Annotated in this window: 29 protein-coding genes; 3 read left to right on the forward strand and 26 right to left on the reverse strand. The window is 66.1% G+C overall.

What is annotated here, in order from left to right; translation table 11 throughout:
• Window positions 1–62 precede the first annotated feature (62 nt).
• Window positions 63–1130, forward strand: a complete 1068-nt coding sequence (hemE, locus tag AC1RGE_RS26890; RefSeq protein WP_041115348.1) for a uroporphyrinogen decarboxylase — start codon at window positions 63–65, stop codon at window positions 1128–1130.
• A gap of 246 nt (window positions 1131–1376) precedes the next feature.
• Here the strand turns inward: hemE and AC1RGE_RS26895 are convergent, their stop codons facing one another.
• Window positions 1377–2645: an MFS transporter gene (locus AC1RGE_RS26895; protein WP_015633872.1), complete on the reverse strand. Its 1269-nt coding sequence runs from the start codon at window positions 2643–2645 to the stop codon at window positions 1377–1379.
• A gap of 119 nt (window positions 2646–2764) precedes the next feature.
• Between AC1RGE_RS26895 and AC1RGE_RS26900 the strand changes: the two genes are divergently transcribed.
• On the forward strand, window positions 2765–3664 hold the full coding sequence (locus AC1RGE_RS26900) for a LysR family transcriptional regulator (protein ID WP_492585325.1): 900 nt from the start codon (window positions 2765–2767) through the stop codon (window positions 3662–3664).
• Here the strand turns inward: AC1RGE_RS26900 and AC1RGE_RS26905 are convergent.
• From AC1RGE_RS26905 to AC1RGE_RS27015, 23 genes are all read right to left on the reverse strand, one after another.
• Complete coding sequence (locus AC1RGE_RS26905; protein WP_492585327.1) at window positions 3632–4123, reverse strand: excinuclease; 492 nt, start codon at window positions 4121–4123, stop codon at window positions 3632–3634. The genes AC1RGE_RS26900 and AC1RGE_RS26905 overlap by 33 nt on opposite strands.
• A 192-nt stretch (window positions 4124–4315) precedes the next feature.
• Entirely contained in the window at window positions 4316–4762 is a 447-nt protein-coding gene (locus tag AC1RGE_RS26910) for an excinuclease (RefSeq protein WP_492585329.1), read from the reverse strand.
• 62 nt (window positions 4763–4824) lie between these two features.
• Window positions 4825–5274 carry a hypothetical protein gene (locus AC1RGE_RS26915; protein ID WP_492585330.1) on the reverse strand — a complete coding sequence of 150 codons (450 nt, stop codon included), beginning with the start codon at window positions 5272–5274 and terminating at the stop codon, window positions 4825–4827.
• 25 nt (window positions 5275–5299) lie between these two features.
• Window positions 5300–6526, reverse strand: a complete 1227-nt coding sequence (locus tag AC1RGE_RS26920; protein ID WP_262211964.1) for a beta-ketoacyl-ACP synthase — start codon at window positions 6524–6526, stop codon at window positions 5300–5302.
• A complete protein-coding gene (gene fabG / locus AC1RGE_RS26925) occupies window positions 6526–7254 on the reverse strand; it encodes a 3-oxoacyl-ACP reductase FabG (RefSeq protein ID WP_011058836.1) in 729 nt (242 codons plus the stop codon). Before fabG ends, AC1RGE_RS26920 begins: the two co-directional genes overlap by 1 nt.
• Window positions 7251–7724: a hotdog family protein gene (locus AC1RGE_RS26930; RefSeq protein WP_152685893.1), complete on the reverse strand. Its 474-nt coding sequence runs from the start codon at window positions 7722–7724 to the stop codon at window positions 7251–7253. The genes fabG and AC1RGE_RS26930 overlap by 4 nt, the downstream gene beginning before the upstream one ends.
• Entirely contained in the window at window positions 7721–8917 is a 1197-nt protein-coding gene (locus AC1RGE_RS26935) for a beta-ketoacyl-[acyl-carrier-protein] synthase family protein (RefSeq protein ID WP_492585332.1), read from the reverse strand. The genes AC1RGE_RS26930 and AC1RGE_RS26935 overlap by 4 nt, the downstream gene beginning before the upstream one ends.
• Window positions 8914–9399, reverse strand: coding sequence for a hypothetical protein (locus AC1RGE_RS26940; protein ID WP_015633878.1), 486 nt, complete (start codon window positions 9397–9399; stop codon window positions 8914–8916). Before AC1RGE_RS26940 ends, AC1RGE_RS26935 begins: the two co-directional genes overlap by 4 nt.
• Window positions 9396–10157: a class I SAM-dependent methyltransferase gene (locus AC1RGE_RS26945; protein WP_019095190.1), complete on the reverse strand. Its 762-nt coding sequence runs from the start codon at window positions 10155–10157 to the stop codon at window positions 9396–9398. Before AC1RGE_RS26945 ends, AC1RGE_RS26940 begins: the two co-directional genes overlap by 4 nt.
• Entirely contained in the window at window positions 10154–11401 is a 1248-nt protein-coding gene (locus AC1RGE_RS26950; protein ID WP_015633880.1) for an NAD(P)/FAD-dependent oxidoreductase, read from the reverse strand. The genes AC1RGE_RS26945 and AC1RGE_RS26950 overlap by 4 nt, the downstream gene beginning before the upstream one ends.
• A complete protein-coding gene (locus tag AC1RGE_RS26955) occupies window positions 11388–12578 on the reverse strand; it encodes a cation:proton antiporter (protein ID WP_492585334.1) in 1191 nt (396 codons plus the stop codon). The genes AC1RGE_RS26950 and AC1RGE_RS26955 overlap by 14 nt, the downstream gene beginning before the upstream one ends.
• Window positions 12572–14914 (reverse strand): MMPL family transporter, encoded by a 2343-nt coding sequence (locus AC1RGE_RS26960; RefSeq protein WP_103291204.1) that lies wholly within the window; start codon window positions 14912–14914, stop codon window positions 12572–12574. The genes AC1RGE_RS26955 and AC1RGE_RS26960 overlap by 7 nt, the downstream gene beginning before the upstream one ends.
• Complete coding sequence (locus AC1RGE_RS26965) at window positions 14898–15578, reverse strand: outer membrane lipoprotein carrier protein LolA (RefSeq protein WP_019095194.1); 681 nt, start codon at window positions 15576–15578, stop codon at window positions 14898–14900. The genes AC1RGE_RS26960 and AC1RGE_RS26965 overlap by 17 nt, the downstream gene beginning before the upstream one ends.
• A complete protein-coding gene (locus AC1RGE_RS26970; protein ID WP_011058845.1) occupies window positions 15575–16000 on the reverse strand; it encodes an acyl-CoA thioesterase in 426 nt (141 codons plus the stop codon). Before AC1RGE_RS26970 ends, AC1RGE_RS26965 begins: the two co-directional genes overlap by 4 nt.
• Window positions 15993–17537: an HAL/PAL/TAL family ammonia-lyase gene (locus tag AC1RGE_RS26975; protein ID WP_015633884.1), complete on the reverse strand. Its 1545-nt coding sequence runs from the start codon at window positions 17535–17537 to the stop codon at window positions 15993–15995. Before AC1RGE_RS26975 ends, AC1RGE_RS26970 begins: the two co-directional genes overlap by 8 nt.
• Window positions 17518–18474 carry a lysophospholipid acyltransferase family protein gene (locus AC1RGE_RS26980; protein WP_011058847.1) on the reverse strand — a complete coding sequence of 319 codons (957 nt, stop codon included), beginning with the start codon at window positions 18472–18474 and terminating at the stop codon, window positions 17518–17520. The genes AC1RGE_RS26975 and AC1RGE_RS26980 overlap by 20 nt, the downstream gene beginning before the upstream one ends.
• Entirely contained in the window at window positions 18471–19205 is a 735-nt protein-coding gene (locus tag AC1RGE_RS26985; protein WP_041774040.1) for a glycosyltransferase family 2 protein, read from the reverse strand. The genes AC1RGE_RS26980 and AC1RGE_RS26985 overlap by 4 nt, the downstream gene beginning before the upstream one ends.
• Window positions 19206–19270: 65 nt before the next feature.
• Window positions 19271–20944 (reverse strand): ApeI family dehydratase, encoded by a 1674-nt coding sequence (locus AC1RGE_RS26990; RefSeq protein WP_103407679.1) that lies wholly within the window; start codon window positions 20942–20944, stop codon window positions 19271–19273.
• On the reverse strand, window positions 20941–21486 hold the full coding sequence (locus tag AC1RGE_RS26995; RefSeq protein ID WP_011058849.1) for a COG4648 family protein: 546 nt from the start codon (window positions 21484–21486) through the stop codon (window positions 20941–20943). The genes AC1RGE_RS26990 and AC1RGE_RS26995 overlap by 4 nt, the downstream gene beginning before the upstream one ends.
• Window positions 21483–21737 carry an acyl carrier protein gene (locus tag AC1RGE_RS27000; protein WP_011058850.1) on the reverse strand — a complete coding sequence of 85 codons (255 nt, stop codon included), beginning with the start codon at window positions 21735–21737 and terminating at the stop codon, window positions 21483–21485. Before AC1RGE_RS27000 ends, AC1RGE_RS26995 begins: the two co-directional genes overlap by 4 nt.
• Before the next feature lie 9 nt (window positions 21738–21746).
• Window positions 21747–22019 (reverse strand): phosphopantetheine-binding protein, encoded by a 273-nt coding sequence (locus tag AC1RGE_RS27005; RefSeq protein ID WP_011058851.1) that lies wholly within the window; start codon window positions 22017–22019, stop codon window positions 21747–21749.
• Window positions 21988–22809 (reverse strand): lysophospholipid acyltransferase family protein, encoded by an 822-nt coding sequence (locus AC1RGE_RS27010; RefSeq protein ID WP_011058852.1) that lies wholly within the window; start codon window positions 22807–22809, stop codon window positions 21988–21990. The genes AC1RGE_RS27005 and AC1RGE_RS27010 overlap by 32 nt, the downstream gene beginning before the upstream one ends.
• Window positions 22785–23504 (reverse strand): beta-ketoacyl synthase chain length factor, encoded by a 720-nt coding sequence (locus AC1RGE_RS27015; protein ID WP_011058853.1) that lies wholly within the window; start codon window positions 23502–23504, stop codon window positions 22785–22787. Before AC1RGE_RS27015 ends, AC1RGE_RS27010 begins: the two co-directional genes overlap by 25 nt.
• Before the next feature lie 345 nt (window positions 23505–23849).
• On the opposite strand from AC1RGE_RS27015, the gene AC1RGE_RS27020 reads away from it, so the two are divergent.
• Entirely contained in the window at window positions 23850–24620 is a 771-nt protein-coding gene (locus tag AC1RGE_RS27020; RefSeq protein WP_011058854.1) for a ParA family protein, read from the forward strand.
• A gap of 51 nt (window positions 24621–24671) precedes the next feature.
• On the opposite strand, the gene trxC is transcribed toward AC1RGE_RS27020, so the two are convergent.
• Both trxC and AC1RGE_RS27030 read right to left on the reverse strand, forming a co-directional pair.
• On the reverse strand, window positions 24672–25106 hold the full coding sequence (gene trxC / locus AC1RGE_RS27025; protein ID WP_015633888.1) for a thioredoxin TrxC: 435 nt from the start codon (window positions 25104–25106) through the stop codon (window positions 24672–24674).
• A gap of 99 nt (window positions 25107–25205) precedes the next feature.
• A complete protein-coding gene (locus tag AC1RGE_RS27030; protein ID WP_230493584.1) occupies window positions 25206–26156 on the reverse strand; it encodes a hypothetical protein in 951 nt (316 codons plus the stop codon).
• Window positions 26157–26164 lie beyond the last annotated feature (8 nt).

A 26164-nucleotide genomic window follows, 5' to 3' on the forward strand; every position in this document is an offset into this window, starting at 1 on the left:
CTTGCCGTGCCTTTTGTGTCGCGCTCTGAGAAAATGCCCCCACTTTTTTTCCGGATGCCGACATGACTGCCCTGAAGAACGACCGTTTCCTTCGTGCCCTGCTCAAGCAACCCGTAGACGTCACCCCGGTGTGGATGATGCGTCAGGCTGGGCGCTACTTGCCTGAATACCGCGCCAGCCGTGCCAACGCCGGTGACTTCATGAGCCTGTGCATGAACCCGGCGTTCGCTTGCGAAGTCACTCTGCAGCCTCTGGACCGCTATCCACAGCTGGATGCGGCGATCCTCTTCTCCGACATCCTGACCATCCCCGATGCCATGGGCCAAGGCCTGTACTTTGAAACCGGCGAAGGCCCGCGCTTCAAGAAAGTGGTCAGCACCCTGGCCGACATCGAAGCCCTGCCGATCCCCGATCCGCACAAGGACCTGGGCTATGTAATGGATGCGGTCAGCACCATTCGTCGCGAACTCAACGGCCGTGTGCCGTTGATCGGTTTCTCCGGCAGCCCCTGGACCCTGGCCACCTACATGGTCGAAGGCGGCTCCTCCAAGGACTTCCGCAAGTCCAAGGCCATGCTCTACGACAACCCGCAAGCCATGCACCTGCTGCTGGACAAGCTGGCCCAGTCGGTCACCGCGTACCTGAACGGGCAGATCCGTGCCGGCGCGCAGGCGGTGCAGATCTTCGACAGCTGGGGCGGCAGCCTCTCGGCGGCGGCCTACCAGGAGTTCTCCCTGGCCTACATGCGCAAGATCGTCAGTGGCCTGATCCGCGAACACGACGGGCGCAAGGTTCCGGTGATCCTCTTTACCAAGGGCGGCGGCCTGTGGCTGGAAAGCATTGCCGATGCCGGCGCGGACAGCCTGGGCCTGGACTGGACCTGTGACATCGGCGAAGCCCGCCGCCGGGTCGGCAGCAAGGTATCGCTGCAAGGCAACATGGACCCTACCGTGCTCTACGCCAACCCGCAGGCGATCCGCAGCGAAGTTGCGCGCATCCTCGCCAGCTACGGCAAGGGCAGTGGCCACGTGTTCAACCTGGGCCACGGCATCACTCCGGAAGTGAAACCGGAGCACGCCGGAGCCTTCCTGGAAGCGGTGCACGAGTTGTCGGCGCAATACCACGAATAAGCGCCCCCCTAAAAAACGCCCGGCACCTGCCGGGCGTTTTCATTGGCGGACACTTTTTGCAGGAGCCAGCTTGCTGGCGAGAGGGCCCTCAAGACCTGCGCCTGCCTGGCGCACGCCTTCGCTGGCAAGCCAGCTCCTACAGGGGGCGGCCAGCCAGATTCGCTCGGTGTAGGAGCCAGCTTGCTGGCGAATGGGCCCTCAAGGCCTGCACCTGCCTGGCGGACCATTTCGCCGGCAAGCCTGCTCCTACAAAGGGGGGAGTTTGGCGAGTTTCATGGCGATCAACAGGGCTCCGATCAGCAAGGCGCCGATAAACAGGCCGATGCCGTTCCAACCCGCCAGGTGCCAGAACACCCCGCCGGCGGTGCCGGCAATGCTCGAGCCGGCGTAGTAGCTGAACAGGTACAGCGACGACGCCTGGCCCTTGGCCTTGGTGGCGCGACGGCCGATCCAGCTGCTGGCCACCGAGTGGGCACCGAAGAAGCCGAAGGTGAACAGCAGCATGCCGATCAGTACTAGGGACAGCGGTGTCAGCAGGGTCAGGGCGATCCCCGCCAGCATCAGTACGATGGTGCCCCACAGCACTCGGCGTCGGCCCAGTTGGTCCGCAAGGGCGCCGATCTTCGCCGAGCTGTAGATGCCCGAGAGGTACACCACCGACAGCATCCCGACCCAGGCCTGGCTCAGTTGATAGGGCTCGGCCAGCAGGCGGTAGCCGATGTAGTTGAACAGGGTGACGAATGCCCCCATCAGCAGGAAACCTTCGAGGAACAGCCAGGGCAGGCCGGCATCGCGAAAGTGCATGGCAAAGCCGTCCAGCAGGCTGCGCGGGTGCAGCGAACGGGGACGGAAATTGCGCGATTCGGGAAGGATGCGCCAGAACACCGCGGCAGCGATCAGTGCCAGGCCGCCGATCACCAGCATCGCCGTGTGCCAGCTGACGAAGTCGATCAGCACCCCGGTGATCAGTCGCCCGCTCATGCCGCCGATGGCGTTGCCACCGATGTACAGGCCCATGGCCAGGCCGATGTGCTGGGGGTGGATCTCCTCGCTCAGGTAAGTCATGGCCACCGCTGCCAGCCCGCTCAGGGACAGGCCCACCAGCGCGCGCATCAGCAGCACCCCGTGCCAGCTCGGCATCAGCGCACTGGCGATGGTGCACAGGGCGGCGGCCAGCAAGGCGGCGACCATCACCGGCTTGCGACCGATGCGGTCGGAAACCGGCCCGGTGATCAACAACCCGATGGCCAGCATGCCGGTGGCGACCGAGAGGATCAGGCTGCTCTGGGCGGCATTGATGGAAAAGTCCCGGGACAGCAGCGGCATCATCGGCTGTACGCAATACAGCAGGGCGAAGGTGGCAAAACCGCCGGAGAACAGCGCCAGCACGGTGCGCATGAACATCGGCGTGCCTTTTTCGATATAGGCTTCGTTGAGCTGGGCGACCACCTCGTCCAGGGGCGTGGCAGGGGGTTCTTCGGCGGAGGGGGCAACAGCGGCAACAGCGGATTTCACGGGGGACCTCGGGGGAACGCAGCCGGTCAGGCAATGGAAAAAGCATATAGCTGGCTAATGATTCTTTCCAATATATTGTTCGACCTGTTTGATAGGTTTTAAGACTTAATGAGGCCCTTATGGAACTGCGTCACCTGCGCTACTTCATCGCTGTCGCCGAAGAACTGCATTTTGGCCGTGCAGCCCAGGTGCTGGGCATCTCCCAACCGCCCCTGAGCCAGCAGATCCAGGCGCTGGAGCAGGAGGTGGGGGCGCGCCTGTTCGAACGCACCAATCGTCGGGTCGAGCTCAGCGAGGCCGGGCGCCTGTTCCTGGAAGAGGCGCGGCTGGTACTGGCCCAGGTGGACAAGGCGGCGGACGTGGCGCGGCGTGCGCAGCTGGGCGAGCTGGGGGAACTGAAGATCGGCTTCACCTCGTCGGCGCCCTTCAATTCGACCATTCCCCAGGCGATCTTCGCCTTTCGCCAGCGCTTTCCCGCGGTACACCTCAAGCTCAAGGAAATGAGCAGCACCCAGGTGGCCGAGGCCCTGGTGGACCAGGCGATCCAGGTCGGCATCATGCGGCCCTTGCCCCTGCCGGATTCGCTGTCGGTGGTGGAGCTGCTGCGCGAGCCGCTGGTGGCGGTGCTCAGTTCCAAGCACCCGCTGGCCAGTGGCAGTGAAGAGGGGCTGCACCTGGCGGAGCTGGCCCATGAGCCCTTTGTGTTTTTCCCCCGCAGCTATGGCAGCGGACTGTATGCGCAGTTGCTGAGCCTGTCCCGGGATGCCGGCTTTACCCCGCATTTCGCTCAGGAGGCGGCGGAAGCCATGACCATCATCGGCCTGGTGGCGGCGGGGTTGGGGGTGTCGGTGCTGCCGGCGTCCTACCAGCGCATGCGCATCGACGGCGTGGTCTATCGCCGCCTGCTGGACCCGGCGGCGATGTCGGCAGTGTGGCTGGTACAGCGCAAGGATCAGGCTTCGCCCATGGCCAAGGCCTTTGTCGAGCTACTGACGCGCAAGACCGGGGCTATGCCCTGAGGGGCTGTTGGGCCGCACCGGGGCCTGCAGGTTCACCAGGTCGCCGCGCAGGGCCACTCCGGCCATCAGTACCCCGGCATGGCATTCGTAGGTGTTGAGGTCCTTGCGCACGTGGTGCTTGTAGTAGCTGACGATATTGGTCACCGCATTGGCGCCGACCCGCTTGGCCGCGGCTTGCAGGGTGATCAGGGCCGACTGCAGGGCCCATTCGCAGGCGGCGATATCGCTCTTGTTGAAAGCGTTGGTCTTCTTGTTGGTGGTGACTTCGGTGAGCCGCACCTGGAGCACCGGCGCAAGCGGGTTGCCGGCCAGATGGAAGCTCACGCTGCCATCCAGGCGCCCGGCGCGCTCGGCGTCGGCCACGACTTTCTCGAAGGGCATGTACATCAGGTTGGTGGCCTGGCTGGCGGGGCTCAGGGCCGTTAGCAGGGCCAGGGCAATCAGTGCTTTCACTTGCATGGTCGGCTCCTTGACGGACGTGAAAGAGGAGCCACTGTCACGCCGGCCAATGCCCGATCGCGCCACTTGGCTCCCGCAGGCGGCGGTGACCCGGCCTGCTGTTGCGAGTGTAGACGGCGATTGGCGCGCTTCCGGAAAAAACCCGGAAACGCAAAGGGCGCCCCAGGCGCCCTTTGCGTTGTCAGTCGCAGGTCACTGGGCCTTGGACAGATCCCCGCGCAGCGCGACGCCAGCCATGATGGCGCCGGCATGGCACTCATAGGTGGTGGCGTCCTTGCGCTCGTGGCTCTTGTAGAAGCTGGCAATGTCGGTCACGGCGTTGGCGCCGACTTTCTTCGCCGCTTCATGCAGGGTGATCAGTGCCGACTGCAAGGCCCACTCGCAGGCCACCTGGTCGGCCTTGCCGAAGGCATTGGTCTTCTTGTTGGTCACGGCGCCGGGGCTCAGCACGCTGACCTTGCCGGCCGGCTTGTTGCCCGCCAGGTAGAACTTCACGCTGCCGTCGATCTTGCCGGTGCTGATGGCCTCGGCCACGACCTTGTCGAAGGGCAGGTACAAGGTGGTATCGCGGGCCTGGCTGACGCCGGGCAGGGTGCACAGCAGCAGGGTGGCGGTGGCCGCCAGTGTCTTCAAACGCATCGCATTCTCCATGACATCAAAGGGGGTGAAGCAGCCCTGTGACCAGGGTCACAGGGAAGGGCTCATTGTGCGGCCGGGAAGCTCTTGGCCGCGGCATCCGACAGCTGTTGCGCGGCCCGCTCGTTCTGGTTGTCCCGCAGTTCGCGCAGGATTCCCTTGTCCAGCAGGCGCACCCAGCGGATGTAGTTCTTGTGGATCTTGCCGTCCTTGTAGTCCATGTCGCGGCTGTCGCGGTAGACGATCTTGTAGTAGCTGGCGGAGTACTGGATATCGATCTCCGCGTGGAACTGTTGACGCACGGTGATCTCGGCCTGGATCAGCTCCGGGCTGATGCGCTGCACGGTCCACTTGCGGGCTACGAGGTTCTTCAGGATCGCCTGCTTGACCTGCTCCTGGTCGACCTGGATGGTGGCCGGGAGCACCCGGTTGGGGGTGTACATGCGCTTGCTGGTACAGGCGGTGACGCTCAGCAGGGCAAGGACGATGAGGGTGGCGCGAAACAGGGAAGACATTCCATTTCTCCAGTGAGGTGGGGCATCAGGACCAGCGGCGGAAGATCAACGAGGTGTTGACGCCGCCAAAGGCAAAGTTGTTGTTCATCACGTATTCGTGGCTCATGGCGCGAAAGCCTCCCTGCAGGTAGTCCAGCTCGCCGCAGCGGGGGTCGACCTGATCCAGGTTGCAGGTGTGCACATAGAGGTCGCGGTTGAGCATCTCGATGCTGAACCAGGATTCCAGCGCGCCGCAGGCGCCCAGGGTGTGGCCGAGGAAACTCTTCTGCGAACTGATGGGCATGCGGCTGCCGAACAGGCTGCTGGTGGCCAGGGTCTCGGCGATGTCGCCTTGCTCGGTGGCGGTGCCATGGCCGTTGACGTAGCCGATGGCCTCCGGGGCCAGGGCCCCATCCTCCAGCGCCAGCTCCATGGCCCGGCGCATGGTGCTCTGTTCGGGGCGGGTGGTGTGCTGGCCGTCGGCGTTGCTGCCGAAGCCGACGATTTCCGCGTGGATGCGCGCGCCACGGGCCAGGGCGTGCTCCAGCTCCTCGAGCACCAGCATGCCGCCACCTTCGCCGATCACCAGGCCGTCACGGCCGCTGTCGTAGGGGCGCGGGCTGGTGTGCGGCGCATCGTTCTTCAGGCTGGTGGCATACAGCGCGTCGAACACCATGGCTTCGGTGGGGCACAGTTCCTCGGCGCCGCCGGCGAGCATCAGCGGCAAGCGGCCGAACTTGATCGCCTCATAGGCGTAGCCGATGCCCTGGCTACCGCTGGTGCAGGCGCTGGAGGTAGGGATCAGGCGCCCGGTCAGGCCGAAGAAGATGCTGATATTGGCGGCGGTGGTGTGGGGCATCATGCGCACGTAGGAGTTGGCGTTGAGCCCCTCGGCCACCGAGTTGAGCAGCATGTTGCCGAAGGCCTTGATCTCGTCGGTGCTGCCGGTGGAAGAACCACAGGCCACGCCCATGCGCCCGTCCTTGATCGACGGGTCGCCCAGCAGCCCGGCGTCGGCCAGGGCCTGCTCGGCGGCGCCCACGGCCAGGCGCGAAACCCGGCCCATGCTGCGCAGCTGCTTGCGGGTCCAGTGCCCGGGCACCTGGAAGTCATCGATGGGGCCGGCCAGGCGGGTGTTGAGTTCGCTGAACCTGTCCCACTCGTCCATGCGCCGGATGCCGCTGCGGTTGGCGCCGAAGCGCTCGGCGATGCTGGCCCAGTCGCTGCCCAGGGAGGTGATGCCGGCCATGCCGGTGACGACCACACGTTTCATCAGCACAGGCCCCCGTTCACCGACAGCACCTGGCGAGTGATGTAGGACGCTTCGGCGGACATCAGGAAATTCACCGCGCCGGCCACCTCTTCCGGGGTGCCCATGCGCTGCGCGGGAATCATTTTCAGCAGTTCTTCCACCGGCACGTTTTCATCCAGCATGGCGGTGTCGATCAGCCCCGGGGCCACGCAGTTGACGGTGATCTTGCGCTTGCCCAGCTCGATGGCCAGGGCCTTGGCGGCGCCGATCACGCCGGCCTTGGAGGCGCTGTAGTTGACCTGGCCACGGTTGCCGATCAGCCCCGAGACCGAGGTGATGCAGACGATGCGCCCGGCTGCGCGGCGGCGGATCATGGGCATCATCACCGGGTGCAGGACATTGTAGAAACCGTCGAGGTTGGTGCGCAGCACCTGGTCCCAGTCCTCTTCGCTGAGGGCCGGGAAGGCGCCGTCGCGGGTCAGGCCGGCGTTGAGCACCACGCCGTAATAGGCGCCATGGGCTTCGACATCGGCCTCCAGGGCAGCCCGGCAGGCCTCCCGGTCCGATACATCGAATTGCAGGACGCGGGCGCTGCGGCCCAGGGCCTGGACTTCGCCCCTGACGGCTTCGGCTTCGGTGCGGCCGCTGCGGCAGTGCAGCACCAGGTCATACCCGGCCCGGGCCAGGCGCAGGGCGATGGCACGGCCGATGCCACGGCTGGAGCCGGTGACCAGTACGGAGTCAGTCATGACGGTGTTCCTGTAGAAGAGGCAGGTGTTTCATGCAGGTAGTCGGCGGCCTGGGGCGGACGGAACACGTTCAGGCGCGCGCTGGCGGAGATGCCGGGGCCACTGAGGTGGCACTCGAACACGCCCATGCCGTTGTCGTCTTCCAGAGAGCGCAGGGCATGGATTTCCAGGGTGCTGCCGAGGGGGAAGTGCTCGACATTGCATTCGAATTTGCGGGTGCCCAGAAGAAAGCCCAGCTCCACCGGCAAGCCTTGCTGGCGGGCGCGGCAACCGGCGTAGGCGGCCACGCTCTGGGCCATCAGCTCGACGCCGACCCAGGCCGGCAGGCTGCCGTCGGGGCGGTTGAACAGGCCACCGGGGCGAACTTCGAGGCGGGTGCGGATCTGTTCTTCATCAAAGGCCAGGACCTGATCGATGAGGATCATGTCCCCGGCGTGGGGCAGCAACTCGGCGAGCGGCCAGTCAATCATGGGGCGTCTCCGATAATCAGGCTGACGTTGTTGCCGCCGAAGGCGAAGGAATTGCTCATCAGGCGGCGCGGTGCGTGGGGGGCCAGGCGATCGTCCGAGGTGACCCAGCGCAGTGGCGGCAAAGACGGGTCGGCCTGGGCATCCCAGACATGGGGCGGCAGCGCCAGGCCGGGGTTGTCGGTACTCAGGGCCAGCCAGCAGAACGCCGCCTCCAGGGCCCCGGCGGCCCCCAGGGTATGGCCGCTCATGGGTTTGGTCGAAGAGCAGGGCACGCCTTCGGGGAACAGCTGGGCCACGGCCAGGCTTTCCATGGCGTCGTTGTGCTGGGTGGCGGTGCCGTGCAGGTTCAGGTAGCCGATCTGCTGTGGCTGCAGGCCGGCGCTGCGCAAGGCCTGGCTCATGGCCTGCAGGGCGCCGCGGCCATCGGGGGCCGGGGCGGAAATGTGGTAGGCGTCGGAGCTGGCGCCACCGCCCAGCAGGGCAACAGGGGCGTCGCCGGCAGGCTCCCGGCTCATGAGGAACAGCACCGCCGCTTCACCAATGTTGATCCCGTCGCGGTTGCGGGAAAAGGGGTTGCAGCGTTGCCCGGAGACCGCCTCCAGGGCTGTGAAACCATTGAGGGTCAGCTTGCACAGGCTGTCGACCCCGCCGCACAGCACGGCGTCGCACAGGCCCAGGTCGAGCAGGCGCCGGGCACTGATCAGGGCCCGGGCGCTGGAGGTACAGGCGGTGGAAATCACATAGGCCGGGCCGCAGAGTTGCAGCCATTGGGCGAGGAAGTTCGCCGGGGCGCTGAGCTCCTGCTGACGGTAGTCGTAGCCCGCCGGGAATTGCCGGTCCTGCAGGTAACGGGCGATGCCCCGGCTGGCTTCGTCGATGCCCGACGTGCTGGTGCCCAGGACGATGCCGATGCGGCCATGGCCGTAGCGCTGGATGGCCTGCTGGATGTCGCCTTCGATCTGCCGGGTGGCCTCCAGCAGCAGCTGGTTGTTGCGGCTGTTCTGGGCTTCGAGGCCCGCCGGCATGCCCGCCAGCGGGCTGCGCACTGCCGCCACCGGCAAGGTACGCTCGGGCACCCAGTGGCTTTCGTCGCGCATGCCCGAGCAGTCTCCGGCAAACAGGCTGCGGGCGACTTCCTGGCGATTGCGGCCCAGGGCGCAGATCACCCCGAGGGCGTTGAGGTAAGCCGTCATGGCGTGGCCTCGGTGCTCAGAGCCGTGATGTGGTAGTGCGGGCCTTGGGGCAGGTTCAAGGTGAAATCCAGAGCGTGTTGATAGTCGACTCGCCAGCGCGGGCCGAGGGTACGTTGGGCGCCCTGTTGCCGGGCGTGCGGATAATTGGCCTGCAGTTCGGCCACAGGCGTCAGGGCGAACAGCAGGGCCGCGAACAGCTCCCGGGCCTCCGGGTTGGGTGGCAGCAGGCCGTCGGCCTGCCAGTGTCCGCCCACCAGGCGCTGACGGGCCTGGGGAATGCCCAGCGGGTCCATCAGCGACCAGCGCAGGTCCGGGCCTTCGGCCTGGATCACCAGCAGCCAGTCCTGGCGCTGGTCCTGAAGCTGGCGCTGTACGTGGAGCTGCAACGGCAGCACCAGCGAGGGCGTGCGCTCGGGCAGCGGAGCCTGACTGACGCAAGCGCTCAGCAACAGGACACAACCGAGCAGCAGGGCACGGATCATTCGGACGGACCTTCCTCGGCAACAGGGGGAGCGAGCGGCTTGCGGGCCACCACATTGACCAGGGTTTCCTCGCGCTGGCCCACCGGCGGCGGCTGGCGCAGGCCGAAGCGCTCCAGCAGGCCGAAGTCCTTGGCGCGACTCCACCACAGGTAGGGATAAGACACGTTCTGCGGGCCGAATTCAAAGCCCTGCTGACGAATCATCTGCAGGTACTGGGCGGCGCTTTTCTGCACATGCATCGGATGGCGGAACAGCCAGCGGATCACCCAGGTGTCGATATAGGCCTCGGTGGATTCGGCAAACAGCAGGTAACCCCCGGGCTTGAGCACCCGGTAGAACTCGGCCAGGGCTTTTTCCTGTTCCACCAGGTGGTGGAAGGTCTGGTGGCAGAACAGCAGGTCGACGCTGGCGTCGGCCAGTTCCAGGGTCGCGCAGTCGCTGCCGATCAACTCCACCTGCATCTGCTGGCGCCGGGCTTCCTCGGCGCTGAGCTTGAGGCTATGGGGGTCGGCGTCCAGGCCGATCAGGCGCTGCGGGGCGAACACCTGGCGCAGGTACTGGAACGACTTGCCCTGGCCGCAACCGGCGTCCAGCAACACCGGATGCCGGGGCAGCTCGCCATCGAACAGCGAGCGCAGGTCATTGATCGCCACCCGCAGCACATGGTGCTGCCAGGTGTGGCTGCGCAGGAACCAGAAGCCGAAGCGGGTTTCCTCGACGTAGCTGTCACTCAGGTACTGGCTGGTTTGCTCACTCATGCGCGGTCCCTCGCACAGACTTCCGAGAGGGCCTTGAGCCGGCGCTTGGGCTCGCTGACGAAAGGGTTGCGTTCATCCCAGGCATAACCGGCGAGGATCGAGCTGATCATGCGGCGGATTTCCGGGGAACTGCCCGGATGGTAGATCACGTCCTGGAAAGTACCGGCGTACCAGCCCTCGACGTAGCAGCGGAAGGTGTCCACGCCGCGTTTCAGCGGTTCGGCGAACTCCGTCGCCCAGTCGACGCCCTGGCCCTGCAACTGCCGGTGCAACACGGCGGCGGCCATGCTCGCGGAACGCATGGCGATGGTCACCCCGGAAGAGAACACCGGGTCGAGGAATTCCGCGGCGTTGCCCAACAGGGCGAAGCCCGGGCCATGCAGGGTGCTGACGTTGGCCGAGTAGCCGCCGATGGTCCGTGCCGGGGTGTCCCACTCGGCGTATTGCAGCACCTTGGCCAGGCTCGGGGTTTCGCTGATGAAGCCCCGCAGGCAGGCGTCCAGGTCGCCATCGCGCCCGGCGAAATGCTCTTGGGCGGCCACCACCCCTACCGAGCAGCGGCCGTTGCTGAAGGGGATGCTCCAGAACCAGATGTCGCGGTGCTCGGGGTGGGTGGTGATGAGGATCTTGTTGCGGTCGAAGTGCTCGCAGTCGATGCGGTCTTCGACATGAGTGAACACCGCTCGGCGTACCGGAAAGTTCGACGGCGCTTCCAGTTCCAGCAGGCGCGGCAGGACCCGGCCGTAACCGCTGGCGTCGAGGATGAAGTCGGCTTCGATGCGGTACTGGCTGCCGTCTTCACGGCGGCAGTCGAGCTGTGGCAAGGGCCGCTCCACCTCCACCGCGACAATCTCTTCGCCGTAGCGGATCTCGACCCCTTGCAGGGCGGCCTGGTCGGCCAGCAGCTTGTCGAAGTCGGCGCGCTGCACCTGGAAGGTGGTGGGCTTGCCATTGCTGAAGGTGTCGCCGAAATCGAAGGTGCTGTAGTGCTCGCCCCAGGCGAAGGCCGCGCCGTTCTTGAGCTGGAAGCCGGCGGCTTGCACCGCCTCCAGCATCCCGGCTTCCTCGACGAAATCCAGGCAGTGGGAGAGCAGGCTTTCACCGATGGAGAAACGCGGGAAATGTTGCCGCTCGACGATCAGCACGTCGTGGCCCTGGCGCTTGAGCAGCGCGGCCGCGATGGCCCCCGAGGGGCCGGCACCGATCACCACGACTTGGCGACGTTCCATTTCAACTGTTGGCACTGGGGCTCCTTGCCGGTTTGGCGATGTTCAGGTTCAAGGGGGCAGCGTGGGGCGCCGCCTGGGGAGTTCGGTGCATTCCGGCCAGGGCCGGCAGCAGGGTGGCGATCAGGCCCATGAGCATCAGCGCGAAGTACAGCGCCGGGCTGATCAACTGTTGTTGCAGCAGCAGGTTGAGAAAGACGATCTCGCTCAAGCCGCGAATGTTCAGCAGCAGGCTTTCCCGCCAGCGGCTGGCGCCGGTAAAGGAAGCGCCGGCCCAGCCCAGGCCCAGCCAGTTGCCCAGCAGCTTGCTGGCAATCGGCAACAGCAGCAGGGCCGCCAGTTGCACCCAGCCGAGGCTGCCCATGGCGCTGTGCACATCGATCTGCACGATGCCGAAGGTCAGGATCAGCGGGATGGCGATGTAGGTCTGCAAGCGGTTCATCCAGGCAGCCTGTAACGGCAGCACCAGCGCCAGCTTGAGGGCGGCCATGCACAGCAGGTAGCCGATGCCGAAGATCAGCGCATTGAGCCGGTAGTGCTCGGCCACCACCAGCAGGCCGAAAAAGCCCAGGCTGTAGAGCAGCGGCTGGCGCAGGCCCAGGCCGCGCAGCACCAGGGGCAGGCAGGCGCCGGCCAGGGGCAGCAGCAGGCTGCTCAGGTGCAGGCTACCCTGGGCCAGGGCGAACAGGCTCCAGCAGGCCAGGTCGATGAGGATCGCGGTCTGCACCAGGCGCCGGGTGGCGGCGGGCGGGTACTGGATGTGCCGCAGGTACAGGTAGAGCACCGGGATCGCGGTGATGGCGAACAGCAGGCCGACCGCCAGGGAGCTGATCCAGGGTTGCGCCGGCAGCAGCCAGAAGGCGGTGGCCAGGCCGCAGGCGAAGGGAATGCCAAAGCTCGGCACGGCGATCTTCAGGCTCTGACGGTCCAGGCGCAGGTCGATCACGTCACTGAGGATATGCCCCAGCAGCAAGGCAAAGCTCAGGCTGTACAGATGCTTGAGCCACTGCGGCGAAACCAGCTGCGCACCACTTAGCTGCCAGTGCGGTTCGATCCACAGCAGCATCAGCAGCGGCAGGCCGAAGGTCGCCAGCAACAGCTGGCTGACAATCGGGATCAGGCCCAGGCGCCGGCAGATGTGGGTGGCCAGGGCAAACAGCGCCAGGGCCAGTAGCCAGAACAGCAGGGTCAGCATGCTGCACGCTCTGCGTCGGGCGCCGGGTGCGGCCTGTGGCCGGCCCAGGGCGCAAGGATGAAGCTGAAGCCCAGCCCCAGGCTGACCGCCAGGCCGAAGTTGCTCACCGCCGGGGTGCTGGAAATGGCCAGCAGGCCGAACGACAGCCAGGTGGTCAGGGCCGCCAGCAGCGTGCCCAGCAGGCTCACCGCAGCGCCGCCGATCTGCTCGCGCATGAGGATCGCGTAGTCGACGCTGATGGCCGTCACCAGCAGTAGGCCGAACAGGCTGAACAGGGTCAGCGGCTGGCCCAGCCAGCCGAGGCTGGCCAGGCTGCACAGGGCTGCCAGCAGGGGCAGGGCCACCAGGCGCAAGGCGCCGCCGAGGCCGAAGGGCAGGATCAACAGCAGCACGATCAGCACGCAGGAGGCCAGCTTGAGTTCGGCGGCGCTGACCTGGGTGGCGGCGAATACCCGGTTCAGCTCACCCAGGCGGTCCACCAGTTGCACCCCTGGCAGATCATCGGCCTGGATTCGCAGCAGGGCGGCGTCGTTCAGCCCCTGCAGGCTGACCATGGCGGCCACGCCGGTGGCGTTGGCTCCCAGCCACAGCGGGCGATAGGGCTCGGCCAGCGGCCCGGAAAGCGCGGCGTCGAGGTCTTCCACCGGCAATTGCTGCAGCTGTTCCAGCTCCGCTTGCAGGGCGGCCAGGGGCACCCCCAGGTCCAGCAGCGGCTGCCAGAAACGCGGCAACTGCTTGAGGGCTTCGCGCACCTGCTGTTGTTCGGTCGGTTGGCTGAGCAACTGGTTCAGCGACAGGTAGCCCTTGAGCTTGCCCAGGTTCACCAGCTGTTGCAGGCGCAGGTCCAGGGCCTCCAGGCGCTCCAGCAGTTGCTGCTGATCGGTGGCGCGCACCAGGAAGAACTGGCTGGTGGGCTGATAGCCGGTGATCCGCGCAATGGCCTGGGCTTCCTGCAGCAACTGCGGCGGTGCACCGACCCATTGGCGGATGTCGTTCTTGCTCTCGAGCTGCCACAGGCCGGCGGCGCAGAACAGCGCCAGCAATACCAGCAGCACCGGGCTGGGCACCCGCTTGAGCAAGGCCGCGCGGGCCTGCAGCAGGGCTTGGGCCACTTGCAGCGGCCAATGCGCCGGGCGCAGTTGCACTCCCTTGAGCAGTGCCGGCAGCAGGCACACCGCCGCCAGGTAGGCGCCCACCAGGCCGGCGGCGGAGAAGACGGCAATCTGGGTCAGGGCCGGGAACGGGGTCCAGGCCAGGGCCAGGTAGCCGATGCAACTGGTGGCCAGGCTCAGGCTCAGCCCCGGCAGGGTCAGGCGCAGGGCCGGCCAGCTGCGCCAGGGTTTCAGGCTCCAGCTCTTGGACAGGTAGTGCAGGGGGTAGTCGACGGCCACGCCGATCAGGCTCGACCCCAGCACCAGGGTCATTACGTGCATGCGGCCGAACAGCGCCACGCAGGCCACGGCGCCGAACAGCATGCCCACCAGCACCGGGACGAAGGCCAGCAGGGCACGCCAGCGGCGGAAGGCCAGCAGCAACAGCAAAAGGATGCCCAGGGTGGCGCCGCCGCCGACCCAGGTGATTTCCCGGGTGGCCTGTTGCTGGCCGTTGGCGGCGTACAGCAAACCGCTGGCGGCCAACAGTTGTACCTGTTGCTGGCTGGCCTGCTCACGGCTGTGGCGCAGCAGGTCAGCCACTTGCAGAGGCAGTTGCATGTCGAAGGCGTTGCCGCCGGTGCGGGCCCGCAGCAATACCCAGTGCTGGCCGTCGGCCTCGGCCACCAGGGCGCCGCTGCCGATGTCCAGCTGCACCGCGCCGTGTTGCGGCTGGCTGTTCTGGATGCGTCCGGTCAGGCCCAGCCAGTCATCCTGGCTGGGCACCAGGGTAAAGCCGCCGAACGGGTCGAACAGGCTCTGCACCCGTTGCTGGATAAACGCCTGGGGCTGCTGGGCCAGTTGCTCGCGATCCTTGGCCCCGAGCATCGCCAGGCGGCCCTGCAACAGTTGCTGGCGCAGCGCCGGCAGGTCGGCCTGGAGGTTCCACTGGACCTTCTCGAACAACCCGCTGGCCTGCCATTGCTCGGCCAGTTGCCGGGCCATGGCCACTGCCTGCTGACGTTCGGCATGCCCCACCAGCACTAGGATTTCCCGGTTCAGCGGTTCCTGCATGCGTTGCTCGGCCTGTTGCTCCAGGGCATCCGGGGCGGTGCCGGGTACCAGTTCCATGAGGTTGGCCGACAGCGGCGCGCCATGGCGCCATTGCCAGGCACCGAGGGCCAGGACCAGGGTCAGCAGAATCAGGAAAAACCGCGGCAGCCAGCGTTCACTCGGCAAAGTCATGTTGCTCCGTTTCACTGAGCGGCTGGGCGCTGCTGCTGTCCTGCATGATCAGCAAAGTGCGGTCGCCCTGGGCTTCCAGCAGTTCGATGCGTTGCACCAGCTCGCCGCCGTCGATGTTGATCTGGTTGAAGATCTGTTTCAGCAGCAGGGAGCGGGGGATCAGTTGCAACTGCCAGTTCTGCGCGCTGCCTTGCAGCTTGAGTTCGAAGTCCCGCTGCAGGCCGCTGCTGTCGCCTTGCAGCACAGCGAGGAACAGGCGGTTCTGCTCGGCCCCGGCGCTCTTGCCGGGAAGCATCTGCCAGCCGCCGCCATCGCGCCGGGCGATGCCCTGGGCAGTGATGCGGTAGTCCTGTTGCAACGGGGTCTGCAGCAGCCACAGCAGGCCATGGTTTTTCGCCAGCACGAAGTGACCCTTGCTGGTCAATGGCTGGGGCAGGGCCCGCAGGTGTTTTTCCTGGATGAAACGACCGTGGATCACCTCCGGCCGCGACAGTTGATCGCTCAACTGTTGCAGGTCGAAGGCCTGGGCCAGCCCCGGCACACACCAGAGCACCAAGAGCGTGGGCGCGAGCTTGCTCGCGAACCGCCGCACCACGGTACGCAGCCTCATGCAGCTGGCAGGCAGACCGACCCTCTTGGCGAGCAAGCTCGCTCCTACCTTCATGGCAAGGCCCTCGCGACGGCATCGGTGAAGACCTTGGGCGAGGCCAGTTGCATTTCCCGGCTGGCGATCTCCACGGCCACCTGCACCGAGCTGGCGCGGGTCATGCGCTCGCCCGTGGCCTGGTCGGTGATCAGGTAATTGATCTTCAGCCGGCTTTCCCACTCCACCAGGCTGGCGCGCACGTTCAGGGTCTGGCCGAACACCGCGCCGCGCACGTAGCGCAGTTGCAGGTCGATCACCGGCCAGGCGTAGCCGGATTCGAGCATCTGCTGGTAGTTGTGGCCGAGCTTGTCCAGCAGGGCGCAGCGGGCGACCTCCAGGTATTTGACGTAATGCCCGTGCCAGACGACGTGCATGGTGTCGACGTCGAAGAAGGGCACCTGGATCTGGGTGTCGGCGTGGATCACTCCCTTGCTACGCATGCAGCCTCCAGTGTTGTTCGGCGATGCGTTGCAGGCATAGGCGCAGTTCGTGCTCCAGGGCGCGGTCTTCGATCACCGGTGCGAAGTCCTCGGCCAGTTGCCGGTGCATGGCATCCAGGGCTGGTGGCAAAGGCCGGGCATCGGCTTCCTGGCTGCGCAGCCAGACCCCCTGGTTGGCCGCCAGCAAGGTGGCGGCGGCCACTTGTTCGGTGAGCTCCAGCACGCGGATCGCGTCCCGGGCGGCGATGGTGCCCATGCTCACCTTGTCCTGGTTGTGGCACTCGGTGGAGCGCGAGAACACGCTGGCCGGCATGGTGTTTTTCAGGGCCTCGGCGGTCCAGGCGCTGGCGCCGATCTGCACCGCCTTGAAGCCGTGGTTGAGCATGGCGCGCTCGGCGCTGGCGCCGGAAAGGTTGCTCGGCAGGCCGTGGTTGTAGCGCACGTCCACCAGCAGGGCCAGTTGCCGGTCCAGCAGGTCGGCGACGTTGGCCACCAGGTTCTTCAGGCTGTCCATGGCGAAGGCGATGTGCCCGCCATAGAAGTGCCCGCCGTGCAGCACGCGCTCGGCCTCGGCGTCGATGATGGGGTTGTCGTTGGCGCTGTTGAGCTCGGTCTCGATGAAACCGCGCAGCCAGTTCAGGCTGTCGGCCAGCACCCCCAGCACATGGGGGGCGCAGCGCAGCGAGTAGCGGTCCTGCAGGCGATGCAGGGGCGCGGTCGGCGCGTCGATGGCCAGGTCCTGGCGCAGCCAGGCGGCCACTTGCATCTGCCCCGGGTGCGGCTTGGCGGCGAACAGGCGTTCGTCGAAATGTTCCGGATTGCCCTGCAGGGCCACCACGTTGAGGGCGGTGATGCGGGTTGCCAGGCGCAGCAGGTAGTCGGCCCGGGCAAAGGCCAGGCAGGCCAGCCCGGTCATTACCGCGGTGCCGTTCATCAGCGCCAGGGCTTCCTTGGGCCGCAGCACCAGCGGTTCCCAGCCCAGCTCGCGGTGCACGTCGGCGGACTCACGCCGCTCGCCGCGGAACATCACCTCGCGTTCCCCGGACAGGGTTGCCGCCACATAGGACAGCGGCGTCAGGTCGCCGCTGGCGCCCACCGAGCCCTCTTCCGGGATCAGCGGCAGGATGTCCTGGTCGAGGAAGGCCTGCAGGCGCTCCAGCAGTTCCACGCGCACCCCGGAAACCCCGTGGCACAGCGACTGCAAGCGCGCCGCCAGCACCGCGCGGGTAGCCTGGGCGTCCAGCAGCTTGCCCAGGCCGCAACCGTGGAAGGTGTACAGATGGCGCGGCAGCGCCTCGACGTGCTGCAGCGGCACCGCCACCACGCAAGAGTCGCCGTAGCCGGTGGTCACGCCGTAGATCACCCCTTCCTTGTCCAGCAGGGAATCGAGGAACTGCGCGCCCTTGGCGATCCGCTGGCGCCAGGCGGCGTCGCCTTGCAGGCGCGTCGGCACCTGGCGGTTGGCCAGGGCCAGCACGTCTTCGATGCGCAGGGGGTGTTCGCCGAAGGTTACCGGCTCATGGGTCGAGGTCGTCATCGGTCTTCCAGAATGGGTAAAAGTTGAACCATTGTTGCGGGGCTTGCAGGCAGTACTGGCCCAGGCGCTCGGCGTAGCGGGCGGTCCACTGGGCGATCACCTGCTGGCGGTCATTGCGTTTCCACTGCACGGCGTCGGCGAAGGGCTCGAGGATCACCTGGTAGCGGCCTTGCTGTTTCAGGCACAGCAGCAGGTTGACCGGGCACTTGAGCAGCCCGGCCAGCAACCAGGGGCCCTGGGGGAAGGCGGCCGGGTGGCCGAGGAAATCCACCCGCACGTTGCGCCCGCCGTGCAGCGGCACGCGGTCCCCGGCAATCGCCAGCCATTCGCCGCGATCCAGGCGCTGGCTCAGTTGCAGCATGATCGCCGGGTCCAGCTCGCTGACCTGGATCAGCCGCAGGTTGCTGGCCCCGGCTTCGCCCAGCAGGCGGTTGAAGCGTTCGGCGTGCTTGGTGTGCACCAGCACGTTCATGGTCACCTGCTCCCCCAGCTCGGCCAGGGCCCGGCACACTTCCAGGTTGCCCAGGTGCGCGCCCACCAGCATCTGCCCGCGTTCGCCGCGCAGCTGGTGGCGCAGTTGCGCCGGGTCGACGATCTCGATCTGTTCGATGCGCAGTTTGCCGTTCCACACGTCGAGCTTGTCCAGCAGGGCATCGGCAAAGGCCATGAACTGGCCGAACACCCGCCAGTGACTGGGGCGCAACTCGTCGCGCCCGCTCCATTGGGCCAGGTGCTGCTGGTACTGCCAGATGCTGCGCCGGGCCCGGCGGCCGAACAGGAAGAAGTAGAACACGATGGCGTACAGCACCGGGCTCAGCAGCCGGCGCCCCAGCACCCGCACGCCCAGGGCGGTGAGTTTCATCAGCCAGAAGCTGCCGCGCTCCTGATGGTCGGCCCAGTGTTCGTTGCCGGGCTCCTTGGGTTGCTCCTGGCTCATGGACGCCACCGGCGCCAGAGGATCAGCGGCAGGCGCGCCAACATGCCGAAGAACAGCTTGGCGTGCATCTTCGAGATCAGCGCGTTGTCATGGAACAGGCGAAAGTGCGAGAGGCCGTCCTGGGGATAGTGGACCCGGGTCGGCAGCCAGCGCATGGGCTGGTTGCGCCAGGCCAGGCGCACCAGGATCTCCGGATCGAAGTCCATGCGCCGGCCCAGTTGCACCGAGTCCAGCAGGGCCAGGGTCGGTGGCAAGGGGTAGACCCGGAAGCCGCACATGGAATCGGGAATCTGCAGTGACAGGCTGTTGATCCAGACCCACACGTGGGTCAGGTAGCGGGCATACAGGCGCCCCTTGGGCACGCTGGCGTCGTACTGTGGATAACCGCAGACCAGCGCCTCGGGGTGGGCCTGGGAGTGCTGGATGAAGTTATCCACATCCGTGAGGTCGTGCTGGCCATCGGCATCGACTTGCAGGGCATGGCTGAAGCCCAGCTGCGCGGCTTCGCGCAGGCCGGCCATGACCGCGCCGCCCTTGCCCTGGTTGATCGCCAGGCGGATCAGGAACACCTGGTCGAGGCCGGCCAGTTGCTCCAGCACCGCCGCGCATTGGGGGCTGCTGGCGTCGTCCACCAGGACACAGGGCAGGCCGCGGGCCAGGAGCACCTCGACCACCGCCGGCACGGCGGTTTCATGGTTGTAGACCGGGATCACCGCGCAAGGCTTATGCATGGCAGCGGGCCCCTTTAGCGTAGGCGCTGGCTTGCCAGGGAATCCCGGGCGCGACGCCGTACAACTTATCCACAGCTGGCCTCCAGGACGATCCGCCCGCTGGAGCAGGGAGCCCCGTCATTGAGGTAGGCGAAATACAGTTTCTGGCGCTGGGCATCGAAACGCAGGTTCAGCTGGATGCGGTCGCCGGGGCGTACCAGTTGCTGGAACTTCAGCACTTCCATGCCGGCGAAGCGGCCCGGCAGCTCCAGCAGTTGCTGGCCCAGGGCCAGGGCCCAGTCCACCTGCACCACCCCCGGCAGCACCGGGGTCTGGGGGAAGTGCCCGCTGAAGTACGCCAGGTCCGGCGGAATGGCCAGTTGCAGCTGCCACTCCTCCTCGTGCTGCCGTTGCTCCAGCACTTCCGGGGCTTGCGGACGTGGAGCCAGCAGCAGGGCCTGGACTTGCGCCTGGGGCAGCTTGCCCTGGCTGTTCAGCGGCAGTTGCCGCACCAGGCGCCAGCGCCGGGGCAGGGCCAGGGCTTCGCAATGCCCGGCCAGGTGCTGGCGCAGGGCCTGGGTCAGGTGGCGCCGGCCCTGGTTGCGCAGGGCATGCAGGCCGGGCTCGCTGAGCACCAGCAGGGCGCCGAGGTAGGCGCGGTTGTCTTCGATCACCCCGAGCCGCGCTTCCGCCACCCATTCGTGGCTGGCCAGGGCCTGCTCAAGCATGGGCAGGGAAATGCGTTTTTCTTCCAGCTTGACGATGCGATCCAGGCGCCCCAGCAGTTCGAAGCGCCCGTCGGCGGCGATCCGCGCGGCGTCGGCCGTGTGTTCCACATGCCCGGCCGGCAGGTAGGGCGAGGCGATCAACAGCGCGCCGTCGGCATCCTGGCTCAGCCGTACATCGGCGAAGGGCTGCCACAGGCCTGGCCCCTGGCGCCAGGCGATGCCGCCGGTTTCCGAGCTGCCGAGGATTTCCGTCGGCCATTGCTGCAGGCGCTGGTGCAGGCCGCTGGCCGCTTCGGCGGGCAAGGCTCCGCCGGAGGAAAATACCCGCCGTACCTGGCTCAGGGCCGGCCAGTCGAGGTTGTCGCCCATGCGCTTGAGCAGGGCCGGGCTCGCCACCCAGGCAAACGTCGGGCACTCGCGGCTGGCCCGTTGCAGGTCTTCGGGAAATGGCAGCTGGCGGCGTACAAAAGGCCGCCCGGCGCACAGTGGCCAGAGCACGCGGAACAGCAGGCCGTAGATGTGCTGGGTGGCGACGCTGCCGATGATCCAGGCCTGGCCCAGGTCGGCGCCCCACAGGTGTTCCAGGGCGACGACCTCGTTGGCCAGTTGCCGCAGGTTCTTCTCGATGCGCTTGGGTTCGCCGCTGGAGCCGGAGGTGCACAGGCTCAACTGGCAGGTGTCCAGGTCCAGCTCGGCCGGGGCCAGGGGGCTGGCCTGCAACTGGTGCAGGGGCGTGTCCTGGTCGGTCAGCCACAGGTCGACTTCGCTCGACCAGCGCTGGCGAGTCTGGGCTTGCAGGTCAGCGGGCAACAGCACGCTGGCCCCGGCACGCCAGGCGCCGAGCAGGGCCACCGCCAGTTCCACGGCGTCTTCCAGGTGCACCGCCAGGCGCCGTACGCCACGGGCTTGCAGAGCAGCGGCCAGGCTCAGGGCCTGTTCCTGCACGGCCCCCAGGTCGATGGCCGGCGCGGCGCTGACCGCTCGCGGCGTATGTAGCTTGAGCAACAGCTGCTCAAGGGGAATCCAGTTCATCTACGGCCTCTTACCCGTTGTCGTAACAGCCATTCAATGGCAAACAGCAGGCCCATCAGCCCGTAGGCGATCAGGCCGTTGTACAACGTCCACCAGCTCAGCGGCGCCCACAGGGTCAGGGCCGCGGCGAGCATTCCGTTACAGAGGAAAAACACGCTCCAGGCGACGGTCACCTGGCGCGTATAACGTATGGCCTTTTCCGGCAATTGCGGCTCGCTGATGCGGGCCAGGCGCTCTGCCACCGGGGGGCCGTATTTCAGGCTCAGGCCGAACAGGCCGAGCATGAAGGCGCTGATCAGCACCGGGTACCAGCGCAGCAGCGCCGGGTTGTCGAACCAGGCCAGCAGCAGGCAGAACGCGATCGCCGCAATGGCCATCCACAGGCTGCCGGGGCGGCGTTCGCCGGTCAGCGCCCGGGCCAGCCACAGGCCGCCCAGCAGCAGGCCGAACTGCCACGGAGCGAAATGCTCCATGCCGAAGTACACCGCGAAGGGGTAGAGCAGGCCGGCCAGCAACAAGCCCAGGCCGATCAGCCGGCTCATGCGGCCGGCTGGACCAGACGGTAGACCGCCTCGACCACGTCGTTGACGGTGCGCACCGACTTGAATTCCTCGGCGGCGATTTTCTTGCCGGTCTGGCGCTTGATGTGGTCGATCAGGTCGACCGCATCGATGCTGTCGATTTCCAGGTCTTCGTACAGGTTGGACTCGAGGCTGACGCGCTCGGGCTCCAGTTCGAAGAGCTCGACCAGGGCATCGCGCAGGGTGTTGAAGATATCGTCACGGGTTTGCATGGTCGGTTCTCAAGCTGCCTGTTTTGCAGTGACGAACGCCGCAAGGCTCGCCACGTTGCTGAAGTGGTTGCGGGTGTCCTTGGCGTCGGCGTCGATCTTGATGCCGTACTTCTTCTGGATCGCCAGGCCCAGCTCCAGGGCATCCACCGAGTCCAGGCCGAGGCCTTCGCCGAACAGCGTCTGGTCGTTGCCGATATCCTGGGCACTGATGTCTTCGAGGCCCAGGGCGTCGATGATCAGCAGTTTGATTTCAAGCATCAGGTCCGGGTGTGTATCGCTCATCTCTGGCGAGCTCCTTAATGAAAAAATGGTGCAAGTGCTCATTGAGCTTGCGCGAAGCCTGGGGCGCCGGGCCCTGGGCTGCAAAGGTCTGTGGGTCTATATCGGCACCGACGTGAAAACTGAAGTGCACACGGCGTTGCGGGATGCGGTACCAGGGTTCGGCCTTGGTCAGGGTGCTGGGGCTGACCCGGATCACCACCGGGGTGATGATCTTCGCACCGCGCAGGGCAATGGCCGCCGCTCCCCGATGAAAGGCCGGAGCGGCACCCGGCTGGGTGCGGGTGCCCTCGGGAAAGACGATCAGGGTCTGGCCTGCTTGCAGCGCCCCGCAGGCACTGTCGAGCATGTCCATGCTGCCGTCGTTGCTGATGTACTGGGTGGCGCGCACCGGGCCGCGGGTGAAGGGGTTGTTCCACAGGCTCTGCTTCACCACGCAGTTGGCGTCGCGGACCAGGCCGATGAGGAACACCACGTCGATCAGCGAGGGGTGGTTGGCGATGATCATCTGCCCCGGTCGCCCGAGCCGCTCGGCGCCCTGGACCTCATAGGTGAGCACGCCGCTCCTGGCCATGAAGCGGATAAACAGCCAGAACAGCCGGCTGACGGTCTTGCGCGCCCGCTGGCGCTGGCGCTGGGCGTCGCCGGGCAGGCAGGCGAGCAGGGGGAAAATCACCAGGCGCAGGCACAAACCACCTATTCCGAACAGTGCAAAGCTCAGCGCCGTGGCCGTCAGGCGCCAATAGTAGGCATTGCGGCCCTTGGCGCTCAGTGGTTGCGTTGCCAGGTCCATACACGATTCATCCAGGCATGTTGGCAAAAGGTCTGCGCGCCCAGCAGGGTACGCAGCAGATTCAGGGCGTGGGGCCATTGGGCCCTGGGCGTTTGACCGTCATGGCTGCCCAGGGACAACTGCCAGTCGTCGCCGGGGGTCAGCAGCAGGCCCAGGGCATAGGGGAACGGCACGTCGTCGATCCAGCTGGCATAGGCCTCGGGCGGTTGTTCCTCGGTGATCACCAGCAGTACATGGGGGGCGCCGTCGGCCAGCAGCGTGGCCGCCTCCAGCAGGCCATGCTCAAGGCCATCGCCGGCAGCGGCCAGGGCCGTCATTTCGCTGGTTTCGCCGCGCATGATCGACCACAGGCCGATCACTGCATTGTGTACCGAGAGGCTGAACTGGGTGGGCGACAACGGCTGCTCGGCGGCCAGGTCGCTGAGAATCTCGAAGGTGCGCGGGGTTTCGCCATGCCGGGAGATGAACACCAGCGGCAGTTGTTCCAGGCCCTCGGCCAGGGGCCAGCCGACGCTGAACGCCATGCGCGCCAGGCGGCTGAGACGGCGTCGCTGCATGGCGGGGAGAAAGGACACATCGGGGGCGGCATCGCTGTTTTCAGGCAGGGCCGGTTGACGGCTCCAGGCCTGCCAGGCGTCCACGCTTTCGAGCCCAGGGGCCCACGCACGCCATTGAGCGATGTTGAACTTGATCACTTGATTTCATCCCGCCCCTGCGGGCTTCCTTGACGCGGCATATCGCTTCGATCGGCGATTGGCCTGAGTGACGCGAAGGCGTCAGTGGCGCGCATTATCCCGGTGCGACTGGCTTGTAGCAAATGCTCCTTGGCCTGTTGGTCGCAAAAGCGAAAAATCCGACGCGATGCGAGGTGTCTTTTTGCCACTATCTGAAGTCTTTCAGTCCCAGGTCGGCCTCGGGGCCGACATTGCCCGGTGTTTGTGCCAGGGCTGCGGGCAAGGAAAATCTGTGTGACAGCAAGGTAGCTAAGGGGCCGCGTGGCCTACTACACTCGGTGATCTTTGATACAGGGAGGTCTAGACATGCGGCGTGTGGTGTTCAATCAGAAAGGTGGCGTGGGCAAATCCAGTATTGCCTGCAATCTGGCGGCGGTCAGCGCCAGCGAGGGCTATCGCACCTTGCTGGTGGACCTGGATGCCCAGGCCAACTCGACCCAGTACCTCACCGGCCTGACCGGCGAGGACATTCCCATGGGCATTGCCGATTTTTTCAAGCAAACCCTGTCGTCCGGACCGTTCGCCAAGAAAAACCAGGTGGATATCTACGAGACCCCCTTCGACAACCTGCACGTGATCACGGCCACCGCCGAGCTGGCGGACCTGCAGCCCAAGCTTGAGGCCAAGCACAAGATCAACAAGCTGCGCAAATTGCTGGACGAACTGGCCGAGGATTACGACCGGATCTACCTCGATACCCCGCCGGCCCTGAATTTTTACGCGGTATCGGCGCTGATCGCCGCTGATCGTGTGCTGATCCCCTTCGACTGCGACAGTTTTTCCCGCCAGGCCCTGTACGGCCTGCTGGCGGAGATCGAAGAGCTGAAGGAAGACCACAACGAGGGGCTGGAGGTCGAGGGCATCGTGGTCAATCAGTTCCAGGCCCGGGCCAGCCTGCCGCAGCAGATGCTCGACGAACTGATCAGCGAGGGCCTGCCAGTGCTGCCGGTGTACCTGGGCAGCTCGGTGCGCATGCGTGAATCCCACCAGGCCAGCATGCCGCTGATCCACCTGGACCCACGACACAAGCTGACCCAGCAATTCGTCGACCTGCACAACCTGCTGGAAAACGCCTGACCCTCAAGAGGCCATGAGCGCAGGGTTTGGCCTGCGGCTCTTGGCGCTGCGTCAAATCCCCTGGCTGCGCAGCCAGCTCAACAATTGCGGCAGTGGCAAGGCGCCGCTTTGCCGGGCTACTTCCCGACCGTTCTTGAACAGAATCAGGCTGGGGATCGAGCGAATCCCCAATTGCCCCGCCAGCTGCGGGTTGGCTTCACTGTCCAGCTTGGCCAGGCGGCACTTGCCGCTGAGCTGCGCGGCGGCTTGCTGGAAGACCGGCGCAAAGGATTTGCACGGCCCGCACCAGTCTGCCCATACATCCACCAGCAACGGCAGGTCGCCCTTGATCTGGCTGGCGTAGTCGCCCTGTTTCAAGTCAAAGGGTTTGCTCAGCAAGACCTCGGCCTTGCAGCGCCCGCACTTGGGGTGGTCCCCCAGGCGCTCGGCGGGAATGCGGTTGAGGCCGTTGCAGTGCGGGCAGGGGATCAGCAGTGGGTCGGACATGGTCGGGCTCCGCAAACAGGGTAGAGCGCCTTAGATGGCGGCGCCCGGGGGCAATATCAAGTCGCAGCGGTCGGCCTGGAGCCGTTGCGGCTCCAGGGCTCATGCGCTGGGCGGGGCCAGTTCGACGCTGACCAGGCGGTCCATGGAGCGGCCGATGTAGAAGGTAAAGGGCCGCCCCAGCGCCATGGCCATGCCCTCGCACCTGCCCATGAAGCCGATGTGTTGCAACGGGGAAATCTCCCCGTCCTCGTGGTACTGCAGGCCCAGGGAGCCGACGCTGAAACCGACGCGGTCGGCCCGGCGGTCCGCTCGCGTGTCCCAGGAGGTCTTGATCGCGGACAGCTGGATGCGGTTGTCGAACAGCATCTGGTTGAGCGTGGGGTTGGCGAAAGTGATGTTGCCGAACAAGTATTGCGCCGGTTCGCGCTTGCCGTCTTTCCACTCCAGATACACGTTGTAATCCCCTGTGCCGCTACCGGCCTTGCTGCCCATCTGGCTGAACGGCATGCCCGGCGCCTGGAGGGTGGCCTGGTATTGGCAGAACGCCTCGTTGGGCGTGCCGGTGGCCGCGAGCTTGCCGCTGATCAACTCCTCCATCGAGTAATGAAACAGCACGTCGGCGTATTTCACCGGCTCCAGCGCCAGGGAGAAGCGTCGCGGCAAGGCCATGGCCCTTTTGCGGTACTCGGGGGTGGTGTATCTCCCGGTTTGCGGGGCGATCTCCAGAACGGCTTCGAAGGTGCCGGCTGCGCGTGCCTCGACAATTTCGCTGAACAGCGCTTGCAGGCGCTGGCGCTGGGGTTCGGGCACGCTGCTGTCCAGGCTGATATGCAGGGTCTTGTCGTCCTTGCGGTCCATTTCCAGGCCGATGGCGTCGGGTTCGATGCCGATCCCGGCGGCCATCTGAGTGATGGCCTCTGCGAAGTACGGCACTATCCGGGCCTGCTGGGGGTTACCCACTTCTTCCTGGAAATGCAGGGTGAGGTAGGTCTGCTTGCAGCCGGTCAGCAGCATCAGCAAGAGGGCGGCAGTGGAGAGACGTCGGTTCAATGGAAATC

The sequence above is a fragment of the Pseudomonas sp. GW823-FHT02C05 genome (assembly GCF_058797595.1).